Source organism: Streptomyces sp. NPDC091376, assembly GCF_044757085.1.
GTDB lineage: Bacteria > Actinomycetota > Actinomycetes > Streptomycetales > Streptomycetaceae > Streptomyces > Streptomyces pratisoli.
The window spans coordinates 213871-225936 of sequence record NZ_JBIVUF010000007.1; the positions used below are offsets into that span (position 1 = coordinate 213871).

Consider the following 12066-nt stretch of genomic DNA (forward strand, 5'->3'; position numbering starts at 1 on the left):
GTCACCGGTCCTCCTCCTGCTGCTGGTCCTGCTGCTGGTCCTGCTGCACCTGCTCCTCCGCGTCGGCGCCGAGATAGCCGCAGGCCGACGCGCGGCTCAGGGCCTCGGCCTTCGCGCCCGGCGCGTCGAGCGGACCGTCGACGAGGCCGGCGAAGCCGATGGCGATGCGGTCGCCGCCGATCGGTACGAGTCCGACCTCGGCCTCGCCGCCCGGGTCGAAGCGGACGGACGACCCGGCGGGGACGCAGAGGCGCATGCCGTAGGCCGCCGCCCGGGGGAAGTCGAGCCGGGGGTTGGCCTCGAAGAAGTGGAAGTGGGAGGTGACGCTCACGGGCACGGTCGCGGTGTTGCGTACGGTCAGCCGCACCGCGGGCTCGGGTACGGGCTGCGCGGGTCCGGGCAGGACGGCGCCGGGGGCCGCGTCGCCGAGGCCGCCGCCCCCGATGGGGTCGGAGACGACCGCGAGCCGGGATCCGTCGTCGAAGACGGCCTCGACATGGACCTCGGTGACCACATCGGCGACACCGGGCAGGACATCGCCGGGGCCGAGTACGGAGCGGGCCGCCTCGATCGCCTCGGCGAGCCGTCGCCCGTCCCTGGCCGCCTCGCAGACGGTGTCGGCGATCAGTGCGGTCGCCTCGGGGACATTGAGCTTGAGCCCACGGGCACGCCGCGCCCGGGCCAGTTCGGCGGCGCCGAACAGCAGCAGCCGGTCGCGCTCGGTCGGGGTCAGTCGCACGTCACCACGCCTCCCTGGAGGTCCACCGCGGCCTCCTGCTGGGTGCATCGCTCCGGAACCTCTGCATCCGAATCCGGAAGTTTGAACGACACTCTAACCCGCACTTTCCTTGACCGGAAGCATTGACGCCCGCTCTTCTCCGGGTTCACATAGAGCAGCACTCAAACGACGCCTGTGGACCAGGGAGAGCCCGATGCCGATCGAACAGCGCGGAGTCGACACCATCCCCGAAGCGGAACGGACCAGTGGTCCCCGCGATCTCGTCGCGATCCTGCTCGGCTCCAACCTCTGCCTTGGCGTGATCGTCTTCGGCTGGCTGCCGGTCTCCTTCGGTCTCGGCCTGTGGGGCGCGATGACGTCGGTGGTCGCGGGCACGGTCGCCGGTGTGCTCGTGACGGCACCGCTCGCGCTCGTCTCACTGCGCACGGCGACCAATCTCTCCACGTCCAGCGGTGCCTTCTTCGGCGTACGCGGACGGCTGATCGGCTCGGTCGTCGGCCTCCTGCTGTCCCTCGGGTACACCGCGCTGACCCTGTGGATCGGCGGCGACGTGATGGTCGGCACCCTGGCCCGGCTGACCGGCATGCCGGCCGGCGGCCCGAGCCACGCGCTGGTCTACGCCCTGCTGGCCGCGTGCACCGTGATCGGCGCGGTCTTCGGCTACCGGCTGCTGCTGCGGATGAGCAAGGTCCTGGCGCTCGGGATGATCGCGCTGCTCGCGCTGGGCCTCGTGGCATACGTGCCGGACCTGACGAGCGCCGCGCCGCCCGACGCCCCGTACCTGATGGGCTCCTTCTGGCCGACCTGGGCGCTCTCGGCCGTGGCCGCCGGGCTCAGCGGTCCGATCGCCTTCATCACGCTGCTCGGCGACTACACCCGCTACATCTCGCCACGGCGGCACACCCCGCGCGCGGTGCTGAACGCGACCTGTCTGGGCCTGTTCGCCGGACTCCTGATCCCGCAGTTGTTCGGCACCTTCACCGCGCTGGCCGCCCGCGCCTCGCTCGACTACGCGGGCCCGCTGGTCGAGGCCTCCCCCACCTGGTACCTGCTGCCGCTGCTGTTCGCCGCCGCGGCCGGTTCGGTCGGCAACGCCGGGCTGATGCTGTACTCGATGGGCCTCGACCTCGACGCGATCGTCCCCAGGGCCAGCCGTACCGCGGCCACCGTGATCGTCGCGGTCGTCGCCACCGTCTGCGTCTTCCTCGGGCACTTCGCCTGGGACGCCCGGTCGGCGATGACGTCGTTCGTCCTGCTGCTCACGGCGATCGGCACCCCTTGGGCCGTGATCACCCTCATGGGCCATCTGCGCTGCCGGGGCGCGTACGACGCCGAAGCGCTCCAGGTCTACAACCGGCGTGCCCGGGGCGGCGTCTACTGGTTCCGCGCGGGCTGGGAGCCACGGGCGGCCATCGCCTGGACGCTCGGCGCGGGGGTGGGCCTGCTCTCCGTCTCGACCCCGTTCCACGAGGGCCCGCTGCTCGCGCTGACCGGCGGCGTGGACTGCAGCTTCGTCCTGTCCGGTGTGACGGGTGGCCTGGTGTACGCGGTGCTCCGGCCGCGGCCGGAGGCGGCGCCCGCCACCGATCCGGCCGGCCGGATCATGACCGCCGTGGACTGACGGCTCCCCTCCGGGCCACGGTCCGCCACGCGGTCGGCGGGCGAACGGCAGGGCTCCCGCACGCGGTGCGTGCGGGAGTCTTCGCCGTGCTGCCTTCGCCGTGCTGCCTTCGCCTCCGAGCCTTCGCCGCGCCCTTTGCCGCGGTGCGGGCCATCCGGAACGGGGCTCCTAGCCCAGCGTGTGCATCCAGTCGTGCGGGTCCTGGGCGGCGCCCGTCTGGATGTCGAGCAGCGCCTTGCGCAGCTCCATCGTGACCTTGCCCGGCTCGCCGTTCGCCTGCGACCACTCGCCGTGGGCGGACTTGACCGTGCCGACGGGGGTGATGACGGCGGCGGTGCCGCAGGCGAAGACCTCGTGCAGCGTGCCGTTCTCGGTGTCGCGCTTCCAGTCGTCGATGGACACCCGGTCCTCCACCGCCTCGTAGCCGAGGTCGCGGGCGAGCTTGAGGAGCGAGTCACGGGTGATGCCCGCGAGCAGCGAGCCGGTGAGCTCGGGCGTGACGATCTTGTCCCCGTACACGAAGTACAGGTTCATCCCGCCCAGCTCCTCGACCCACTTGTGCTCCACGGCGTCGAGGTAGGCGACCTGGTCACAGCCCTTCGCGGCGGCCTCGGCCTGGGCGAGCAGGGACGCGGCGTAGTTGCCGCCGGTCTTGGCGAAGCCGATGCCGCCGGGCACCGCGCGGACGCGGTCCTCGGAGAGCCAGATCGAGACGGGCTTGACGCCACCGGGGAAGTACGGGCCGGCCGGTGAGGCGATGACGATGAAGAGGTACTCGTTGGCCGGACGCACGCCGAGACCGACCTCGTTGGCGAACATGAACGGACGCAGATACAGCGAGGCCTCGCCGCCGTGCGCCGGGACCCACGCCTTGTCCTGCTGGACCAGCGCGTCGCAGGCCGCGATGAACGTCTCGACCGGCAGCTCCGGCATGGCCAGGCGCCGGGCGGAGACCTGGAAGCGCTCCGCGTTGGCGTCGGGCCGGAAGGTGGCGACCGAGCCGTCGGGCCTGCGGTAGGCCTTCAGCCCCTCGAAGATCTCCTGCGCGTAGTGCAGCGTCATGTTGGCCGGGTCCATGGACAGCGGCGCGTACGGGGTCAGCTGCGCATCGTGCCAGCCGCGCCCTTCGGTCCACTTGATCGTCACCATGTGGTCGGTGAAGTGGCGGCCGAATCCGGGGTTGGCCAGGATCGCCTCGCGCTCCGCGTCGGACAGCGGGTTCGAGGAGGGCTTGAGCTCGATCGTGGTCGTCGTCATGTCTGCGTGTCCTTCACCGTGTGTTTGTGACGGACCGAACCCATGACCGTCTCTGCTAGGACGTCCGAGCTTCCCCGCATGGTGCGGCCCCACGTCCGATTATCGCAGCGCGTGGGGGCCGGAGCAGAACACAGCAGAACGGCGTGAATCGCGGCCCATGGCTTGATGGTGGCACCCGGAGGCCGCAAAGGAGAAGCCGCCGGGTGCGTTGCGACCCGGCGGCTTCGAGGTTTCGAGAGTCGACGGATCAGCCCGCTACTCGTACGGCGAGCGCGTCGCCGATCTCGTCGGTGGTGCGGGCGGTGCCTCCGTCGCGCTCCGCCAGGTCGGCGGCGACGGCGTCCTCGATGCGCACGGCCTCGGTCTCGTGGCCGAGGTGGCGCAGGAGGAGGGCGACGGACAGGATCGTGGCCGTCGGGTCGGCCTTGCCCTGGCCCGCGATGTCCGGCGCGGAGCCGTGGACGGGCTCGAACATGGACGGGAACTCGCCCGTCGGGTTGACGTTTCCGGAGGCGGCCAGTCCGATGCCGCCGGTCACGGCAGCGGCCAGGTCGGTCAGGATGTCACCGAAAAGGTTGTCGGTGACGATGACGTCGAAGCGCTCGGGCTGGGTGACGAAGAAGATCGTCGCGGCGTCGACGTGCAGATAGTCGGTGGTGACCTCGGGGTACTCCTGGCCGACCCTGTCGAAGATGTTCTTCCACATGTGGCCCGCGTACACGAGGACGTTGTTCTTGTGAACCAGCGTCAGCTTCTTGCGGGGGCGGGCCTTGGCCCGCTCGAACGCGTCACGCACGACACGCTCGACGCCGTACGCCGTGTTGACGCTGACCTCGGTGGCGACCTCGGCGGGCGTACCGGTGCGCAGCGAGCCGCCGTTGCCGGTGTACGGGCCCTCGGTGCCCTCGCGGACGACGACGAAGTCGATGTCGGGGCGGCCCGCGAGCGGGGTCGCGGTGTTCGGGAAGAGCTTCGACGGACGCAGGTTGACGTAGTGGTCGAAGGCGAACCGCAGCTTCAGCAGCAGCCCGCGCTCCAGGACGCCGGACGGCACGGAGGGGTCGCCGATCGCGCCGAGCAGGATCGCGTCGTGCTGCTTGAGGGATTCGAGTTCCGCGTCCGGGAGGGTCTCGCCGGTGCGGTGCCAGCGCTTGGCACCGAGGTCGTACTCCTTGGTCTCCAGTTTCACATCCTGAGGAAGCACGGCCGAGAGGACCTTGAGGCCCTGGGCCACGACCTCCTGGCCGATGCCGTCACCGGGGATCACTGCGAGATTGAGGCTGCGAGACATATCGGCACCGTACTCCGCGTCCCAGCGAATGACATTCGACGTCCACCATACGGACGCACTTCTCACACGCGGTTTCGTTGAACTCCGTTCATCCGGAGTCTAGCGAAGGGCCGCAAGTTACTGGCAAGTTACCCCGCATGACCGAAGACACCCCACGGGTCGGGATCCCCGACCGTCTTGCGCGTGGCATGAGCATGCCCGAGCAGCACGAGTATCTGCGTGCCCGGCACGCCCGCCCGAAGGTCTCCCGGCGCGGGGCGCTGACCGGCGGTCTCGCGAGCGGACTCGCCGCGGCCGGCGGCGGCCTTCTGGCCGGCCGGGCGAGCGCCGCGACCGGCTCCCCCACGCTGGTCACGCGGTGGCCACGGCCAAGGTCGACGGCTCGCTCGTGGCACCGTTCGGCCGCCACCTGGCCTTCGGTGCCGACCCCAGGACGCAGATGCGGGTCTCCTGGCAGGTGCCGTTCGCGGTGCGGCGGCCGTATCTGCGGGTGGGGCTGAAGCCGTGGGAGCTCAGCCGGCGGATCGAGGCCGAGGTGCGCCCGCTGCACACTCCCTCGCTGTCGCGGAAGCTGCCCGCGGTCGACCAGTACTACCTGCATGTGGGCCTGGACGGGCTGAAGCCCGGAACGACGTACTACTACGGGGTCGGCCACGACGGCTTCGACCCGGCGGACGCCTCGCGGATGTCGACCATCGGTTCGTTCCGTACGGCCCCGGCGGCGCCCGAGAAGTTCGTCTTCACGGCCTTCGGCGACCAGGGCGTGAGCTACGACGCCCTCGCCAACGACCAGTTGATCCTCGGCCAGAACCCGGCCTTCCACCTGCACGCGGGCGACATCTGCTACGCCGACAGCAGCGGACAGGGCAAGGAGTCCGACACGTACGACGCGCGGGTGTGGGACCAGTTCCTGGCGCAGACGGAGAGCGTGGCCTCGCGGGTGCCGTGGATGGTGACCACCGGCAACCACGACATGGAGGCCTGGTACTCGCCGAACGGCTACGGCGGCCAGTCCGCGCGCTGGTCGCTCCCCGAGAACGGTCCGGACGCGAAGAACGCCCCCGGCGTCTACTCGTTCGTGTACGGGAACGTGGGCGTCGTGGCGCTGGACGCGAACGACGTCTCGTACGAGATCCCCGCCAACAAGGGCTACACGGACGGCGCACAGACGGCCTGGCTGGACAAGCGGCTCGGTGAACTGCGCGCCCGGCCCGAGGTCGATTTCGTGGTCGTCTTCTTCCACCACTGCATGTACTCGACGTCGACGCACGCGTCCGACGGCGGTCCGCGGGACGCGTGGCTGCCGCTGTTCACCAAGCACCAGGTGGATCTGGTGATCAACGGGCACAACCACGTCTACGAACGCACCGACGCGGTCAAGGGCGGCGAGGTCGGCAGGCCCGTGCCGATCGGGGCGACGACCGACCCGACGCGGGACGGCATCGTGTACGTCACGGCCGGCGGAGCCGGGGCGGATCTGTACGGCTTCGGGCTCGGCGTGAAGGACAGCTACGAGGGCAACGTCCACGACCACGACCACATCGTGACCTTCCACTGGACGAAGCTGCGGCTGCCCGACCCGGACACGGTCGAGTGGTCGCGCGTCCGCTACACCGGCTTCTCCTTCCTCGCGGTGGAGGCGGAGACCGGCGCGGCGGCGAAGCTGAAGGTCTCCGCGCTCGCCGAGACCGGCGAGCGCATCGACTACTTCGAGGTCAGACGCGGTCAGTGACCCCGGGGCGCCCCGGAGGTCAGAGCACGGCGGCGCCGGGTCAGTGCCCGGTCTCGCCGCCGTTGTCCCTGCGGTCGAGGGCTCGCTGCAGGGCGGCGGCGGCGTTCGCGGCGGCGCTCTTGCGGTCGGACTCGCTGGTGCGGGGCGTGTGACGGACGCGGCGGCGGAAGGTCGTCTCGGGCATGGTGATCGACTCCTTGAGATCACAAACGATCGAAGGCGCCGGAAGAGGCGGAGAGCGGGGCCGCAGGGGTTGCCTGCTTGGGGCACCGGCTCGGGGCCGCCATTCGCTGGATCGAGCGAGACGTTCGGCTCCTACAAAGCTAAGGGAGCCGGGCCTCGCTGTCTCTACAATTAGTCGGACTTCCTACTATCTGAGACGCGATCTTGAAACGGTGCTGGTGAGAGCGTGCACCTGGCTCAGAGCACGTCGCCGTCGCGCCAGTCGAAGAGCAGCGCGGACGTGGCGGAGTCCGGCAGGGAGCCGCCGCCGGCGGGCCTGAGGTAGGCGGAGCCCTCCTCGTCCGGGAGGTGGATGACGCCGTCGGGGCTCAGCGCCTCGATCCGGCCCCGCCACAGCTGCCAGCCGCGTGCGGCGTAGAGCGTGGCGCCGTCGTCGGAGGCGGAGAGGGCGCCGAGTTCGTACGCGCCGTCGATGACCGTCTCCAGCGCCGCCATCACGCGGCCGCCCAGGCCCTCGCGACGGCGGTCGGCGCGGACGCCGACGGCCTCGACGTAGCCGGTGCGGTACGAGCGTCCCGCGTGCAGCACCCGGCGCATGATCACGCTGCCGTGGGCGGCGATCCCGTCACTGTCGCCGATGAAGGCGTGGATGCCGCCGAGCCCGTGGGTCCAGTCCTCGTGGCCGAAGTCGCCGTCGAAGGCTCCGTCGAGCATGAGGCGGATCTCGTCGAGCGTGGCCGCGGACAGCTGGTAGGTGTGGGCCGTACGCAGCTCCGTCGTGGTGTCCGTCATGTGCGCCACTCTGTCAGGGTCACACGCCGGGCCACCGCCCGTATGCGCTCATCAGGACGGTCCGGGGTGCGCACGCTGCGCACCCCGGACCGCTTCACCGATCGACGGCCTCCCGGGGAAGCACGTCCCCGGCGTCAGTACACGGCGTCAGTACACGGCGTCAGTACACGTTGACGCCGTACGCGGCCAGCGCCTCCCGCACCGGCTGGTGGATCGCGGAGCCGTTCGTGCCCGTGCAGCCGGAGCTGCCCGAGTGGATGCCGAGGGCGACCGAGCCGGCGAAGTGCGCGCCTCCGCTGTCGCCGCCGGCCGAACAGGCGGTCGTACGGACCATGTTGTAGACCGGTCCGTCGCCGTAGTTGACCGTCACGTTGACGGCGGTGACGGTGCCGCTGGTCAGCTTGGTGGTCGATCCGCTCTTCTGGATCGACTGGCCCACGACGGCGTCGGCGGCGGAGGTGATGTCCTGGTTGCCGCCGTTGTAGAGGTTGACGTGGCCGAACGGCGCGGAGCCGTCGGTGTAGCGCACGATGCCGTAGTCGTTGGTCGGGAAGCTGGTTCCCTCACGGACTCCGATCACCGGACCACCGGACGTGGCCGACCAGTTGGCGCCGGCGTTGGTGCAGTGCCCGGCGGTCAGGAAGTAACGGGTCGAGCCCTTGGCGACGTTGAAGGCGGCCGAGCAGCGGTAGCCGCCGCCGTAGATCGCGTCGCCTCCCGCGACCTCGCGATGGAAGGTGCCGGGGACACGGGCGATGCGGACGGCGCCGCCGAGGGAGTCGGCGACCCGGCGCAGCCGGGCCATGTCCCTCGCCGAGACGGACTCGTCGGCCTCGACCGCGATCTGGTTCGTCCGGGGGTCCACGCCCCAGGACGTACCGGTGATCTTCGCTCGGGACTCCAGGGCGGCCATGGCGGCGTCCAGCTGGGCAGCGCTGCGCTGTACCCGCTGCGGAACCGCTCCGGCCGCCCGGACCCGTTCAGCCGCGGCCTCGGTGGTGACGGTGACGACGAGCTTTCCGCTCGCCCGGTCCTGGTAGGTGCCGGCGCTGTCGCCGCCGAGCTGCCGTTCGACCCGGGCGTCGAGCGCGTTGAGCGGGAGCGGGGCGGGTGTGGGCTCGACGGCGGCTCCGGCGGGGGCGGCGCCCAGCCCGAGCGAGCCGGCGACGAGAAGGACGGAAAGACCGATGCGCGCACGGATGGTGCGTCTCATTCGAGGGGTCTCCTTCGACGGTTACGTGTGGGGACGTACCGTCAAAGCAATTTGGCATGACCACATCATGAGCACAAGGGTCTGGACCAATCCGGCCTCTGATCGCGGAGGAACGCACACGCCGGTGCCCCCGGCCGGACGGCCGGGGGCACCGCGGTGACGCCGCTGGGTCACCTAGGAGGACGTGGTTCTCTCGAGCTGCCGGGCGACCCGCCCCACCCATTCGGTGAACTCGTCCCGGTGCGCCTTGCCCCCGCACAGCGCGGCGGCCTGCGGATCCGTGATCCGGTCGGGCCCCGCCGCGTCCAGCAGCCGGTGCAGTTCCGTCAGCACGGAAGCGAGCCGCTGCGCATCGGGATGCTCGATCGCGTCGGCCCCGTGACCGGGGCCGAGAGTCGTGGAACCTGGCATGGTTGTCCCTCCTCGGCGCGAGTCCCCCTGGTCAGCAGCCTAAGCCCGCCCAGGACCGTGCGCCGGACATGAGCCCGCCCCCGGCCGGTCTGTGGGGGACCGGCGGGGGGCGGTGTTCACGGGACGGGCCGTGCGGCCCGGTGCGGGCGTCAGCCCATGTGCGGGTAGCCGTACTCGGTCGGCGGCACCAGCGTCTCCTTGATCGCGCGGGTCAGCGTCCAGCGCATCAGGTTCTGCGGGGCACCCGCCTTGTCGTTGGTGCCGGAGGCGCGGCCGCCGCCGAAGGGCTGCTGTCCGACGACGGCGCCGGTCGACTTGTCGTTGATGTAGAAGTTGCCCGCCGCGTAGCGGAGCTTGTCCATCGTGTACGCGGTCGCCGCACGGTCACCGGAGATGACCGATCCGGTCAGCGCGTACGCCGACACCGACTCCATCTGCGTCAGCATCTCGTCGTACGCGTCGTCCTCGTAGACGTACACGGCGAGGATCGGGCCGAAGTACTCGGTCGTGAAGACCTCGCTCGAGGCGTCGGTGCACTCGATGACCGTGGGACGGACGAAGTAGCCGACCGAGTCGTCGTACGTACCGCCCGCGACGATCGTGCAGGTCGGGTCCTGCTTCGCACGGTCGATCGCGGCCTTGTTCTTGGCGAACGAACGCTCGTCGATGACGGCGCCGATGAAGTTCGTCAGGTCGGTGACGTCACCCATCCGGATGCCGTCGACCTCGGCCGCGAACTCCTCCTTGAAGCCCGAGTTCCAGATGGAGGCCGGGACGTACGCACGCGAGGACGCGGAGCACTTCTGGCCCTGGAACTCGAAGGAGCCGCGGGTCAGCGCGGTCTTCAGGATGGCGCGGTCGGCGCTCGGGTGCGCGACGACGAAGTCCTTGCCGCCCGTCTCACCGACGATGCGCGGGTAGGAGCGGTACTTCTCGATGTTGTTGCCGACCGTCTTCCACAGGTGCTGGAAGGTCTTGGTCGAACCGGTGAAGTGGATACCGGCAAGTTCGGGGTGGTTCAGCGCCACCTCGGAGACGGCGATGCCGTCGCCCGTCACCAGGTTGATGACACCCTTGGGCAGACCGGCCTCCTCCAGCAGCTGCATCAGCAGCACGGCGGCGTGCGTCTGCGTCGGGGACGGCTTCCACACCACCACGTTGCCCATCAGGGCGGGGGCGGTGGGCAGGTTGCCCGCGATGGCCGTGAAGTTGAACGGCGTGATCGCGTAGACGAAGCCCTCCAGCGGGCGGTGGTCGAGGCGGTTCCACACACCCGGGGAGTTGGCCGGCGGCTGCTCGGCCAGGATCTGGCGGGCGTACGCCACGTTGAAGCGCCAGAAGTCGATCAGCTCGCAGGGAGTGTCGATCTCGGCCTGCTGCGCGGTCTTCGACTGGCCCAGCATGGTGGAGGCGGCCAGCGTCTCGCGCCAGGGGCCCGACAGCAGCTCGGCGGCGCGCAGGATGATCGCGGCGCGGTCGTCGAACGACATCGCGCGCCACGCCGGGGCGGCGGCGAGGGCGGCGTCGATCGCGTCCTGCGCGTCCTGCTGGGTGGCGCCGCGGAAGGTGCCGATGACGGCCTGGTGGTTGTGCGGCTGGACGACCTTGAACTCCTCGCCGCCACCCATGCGCTTCTCACCGTTGATGGTCATCGGGAGGTCGATGGGGTTCTCGGCCAGCTCCTTGAGCTTGGCCTCCAGCCGGCCACGCTCGGCGGATCCGGGCGCATAGCCGTGCACCGGCTCGTTGACGGGGGTGGGGACCTGGGTCACAGCGTCCATGAGTTCCTTGACTCCTTTTTGAGAGGGGTGGGAGGGCTCAGTCCTGGGGCCCTGGGTCAGTTCTTGGTGATCATCGACCGTGCGAAGAACAGGAGGTTGGCCGGCTTCTCGGCGAGGCGGCGCATGAAGTAGCCGTACCAGTCGGTCCCGTACGCGGTGTACACACGCATCCGGTGCCCTTCGGCCGCCAGCCGCACATGCTCCTCGCCGCGGATGCCGTACAGCATCTGGAATTCGTACTCGTCCAGTTTGCGCCCGGCACGGCGTGCGAGCTCCTGGCTGATGGAGATCAGTCGCGGATCGTGGGATCCGATCATCGGGTAGCCCGCGCCGTCCATGAGGATCTTCAGGATGCGGACGTACGCCTTGTCGATCTCGGCCTTGTCCTGGTACGCGACCGAGGCCGGCTCCTTGTAGGCGCCCTTCACGATGCGTACACGGCTGCCGTTCGCTGCCAGGCGGCGGGCGTCCTCCTCGGTGCGGAAGAGATACGCCTGGATCACACAGCCGGTCTGCGGGAAGTCCTTCCGCAGCTCCTCGTGGATGGCGAACATCGAGTCGAGAGTGGTGTGGTCCTCGGCGTCCAGGGTGACCGTGGTGCCGATCGCGGCGGCGGCCTCGACGACCGGGCGGACGTTGGCGAGCGCCAGCTCGTGACCGCCTTCCAAGGACTGGCCGAACATCGACAGCTTGACCGACATCTCGGCCCTCGTGCCGAGGTCCAGCGGCGCGAGCCGCTCGATCAGCTCCAGGTAGGCGTCGCGGGCGGCGGCGGCCTGCTCGCGGGTCGTGATGTCCTCGCCCACGACGTCGAGGGTGACCTCGAGGCCCTTGTCCGTCAGGTCCGCGACGATCGGCACGACCTCGTCGACCGTCTCGCCCGGAATGAAGCGGTTGACCACCGGCTTCGTCATCGGGGCGGCCGACACAAGGCGACGCATCTTGTCGCTGCGCGACGCGGCGAGGATCACGGGACCCAGCACGGGCACCTCCACGGAACACGGATAGCGGGAGGCCGAAACCCAACGATCCGGGTACGGCACGGA

Annotated in this window: 10 protein-coding genes and 1 pseudogene; 2 read left to right on the forward strand and 9 right to left on the reverse strand. The window is 70.2% G+C overall.

Features of this window, described 5'->3' with window-relative positions; genetic code table 11:
* Position 1: 1 nt before the first annotated feature.
* A complete protein-coding gene (ureA, locus tag ACIQMR_RS17410; protein ID WP_401387355.1) occupies positions 2-739 on the reverse strand; it encodes an urease subunit gamma in 738 nt (245 codons plus the stop codon).
* Between the two features lie 193 nt (positions 740-932).
* Between ureA and ACIQMR_RS17415 the strand changes: the two genes are divergently transcribed.
* Positions 933-2360, forward strand: coding sequence for a cytosine permease (locus ACIQMR_RS17415; protein WP_401387358.1), 1428 nt, complete (start codon positions 933-935; stop codon positions 2358-2360).
* A 168-nt stretch (positions 2361-2528) separates the two neighbouring features.
* Here the strand turns inward: ACIQMR_RS17415 and ACIQMR_RS17420 are convergent, their stop codons facing one another.
* Together ACIQMR_RS17420 and ACIQMR_RS17425 are read right to left on the reverse strand one after the other, a co-directional pair.
* Entirely contained in the window at positions 2529-3617 is a 1089-nt protein-coding gene (locus ACIQMR_RS17420) for a branched-chain amino acid aminotransferase (protein WP_401387361.1), read from the reverse strand.
* Positions 3618-3864: 247 nt separating this feature from the next.
* Positions 3865-4908: a 3-isopropylmalate dehydrogenase gene (locus ACIQMR_RS17425; protein WP_401387364.1), complete on the reverse strand. Its 1044-nt coding sequence runs from the start codon at positions 4906-4908 to the stop codon at positions 3865-3867.
* 137 nt (positions 4909-5045) lie between these two features.
* Between ACIQMR_RS17425 and ACIQMR_RS17430 the strand changes: the two are divergent.
* A pseudogene (locus ACIQMR_RS17430) lies at positions 5046-6640 on the forward strand (purple acid phosphatase family protein).
* A gap of 40 nt (positions 6641-6680) precedes the next feature.
* Here the strand turns inward: ACIQMR_RS17430 and ACIQMR_RS17435 are convergent.
* The 6 genes from ACIQMR_RS17435 to ACIQMR_RS17460 form a co-directional block, all read right to left on the reverse strand.
* Positions 6681-6824, reverse strand: a complete 144-nt coding sequence (locus ACIQMR_RS17435; protein ID WP_266383659.1) for a hypothetical protein — start codon at positions 6822-6824, stop codon at positions 6681-6683.
* A 236-nt stretch (positions 6825-7060) separates the two neighbouring features.
* Positions 7061-7615 carry an aminoglycoside 2'-N-acetyltransferase gene (locus ACIQMR_RS17440; RefSeq protein WP_401387367.1) on the reverse strand — a complete coding sequence of 185 codons (555 nt, stop codon included), beginning with the start codon at positions 7613-7615 and terminating at the stop codon, positions 7061-7063.
* 160 nt (positions 7616-7775) lie between these two features.
* The gene (locus tag ACIQMR_RS17445; RefSeq protein WP_401387369.1) at positions 7776-8828 is read right to left on the reverse strand and encodes a S1 family peptidase; all 1053 of its coding nucleotides are present in this window, start codon (positions 8826-8828) and stop codon (positions 7776-7778) included.
* A gap of 174 nt (positions 8829-9002) precedes the next feature.
* Positions 9003-9239 (reverse strand): hypothetical protein, encoded by a 237-nt coding sequence (locus ACIQMR_RS17450; RefSeq protein ID WP_401387372.1) that lies wholly within the window; start codon positions 9237-9239, stop codon positions 9003-9005.
* Between the two features lie 149 nt (positions 9240-9388).
* Positions 9389-11020: an L-glutamate gamma-semialdehyde dehydrogenase gene (gene pruA / locus ACIQMR_RS17455; protein WP_401387374.1), complete on the reverse strand. Its 1632-nt coding sequence runs from the start codon at positions 11018-11020 to the stop codon at positions 9389-9391.
* A 56-nt stretch (positions 11021-11076) separates the two neighbouring features.
* Positions 11077-12003, reverse strand: coding sequence for a proline dehydrogenase family protein (locus ACIQMR_RS17460; protein ID WP_401387377.1), 927 nt, complete (start codon positions 12001-12003; stop codon positions 11077-11079).
* Positions 12004-12066: the final 63 nt, after the last annotated feature.

Coding starts and splice junctions, on each gene's coding strand:
- ACIQMR_RS17440 (WP_401387367.1), bottom strand. CDS start 7,615: ATGACGGACACCACGACGGAGCTGCGTACGGCCCACACCTACCAGCTG.
- ACIQMR_RS17445 (WP_401387369.1), bottom strand. CDS start 8,828: ATGAGACGCACCATCCGTGCGCGCATCGGTCTTTCCGTCCTTCTCGTC.
- ACIQMR_RS17415 (WP_401387358.1), top strand. CDS start 933: ATGCCGATCGAACAGCGCGGAGTCGACACCATCCCCGAAGCGGAACGG.
- ACIQMR_RS17420 (WP_401387361.1), bottom strand. CDS start 3,617: ATGACGACGACCACGATCGAGCTCAAGCCCTCCTCGAACCCGCTGTCC.
- ACIQMR_RS17450 (WP_401387372.1), bottom strand. CDS start 9,239: ATGCCAGGTTCCACGACTCTCGGCCCCGGTCACGGGGCCGACGCGATC.
- pruA (WP_401387374.1), bottom strand. CDS start 11,020: ATGGACGCTGTGACCCAGGTCCCCACCCCCGTCAACGAGCCGGTGCAC.
- ACIQMR_RS17435 (WP_266383659.1), bottom strand. CDS start 6,824: ATGCCCGAGACGACCTTCCGCCGCCGCGTCCGTCACACGCCCCGCACC.
- ACIQMR_RS17425 (WP_401387364.1), bottom strand. CDS start 4,908: ATGTCTCGCAGCCTCAATCTCGCAGTGATCCCCGGTGACGGCATCGGC.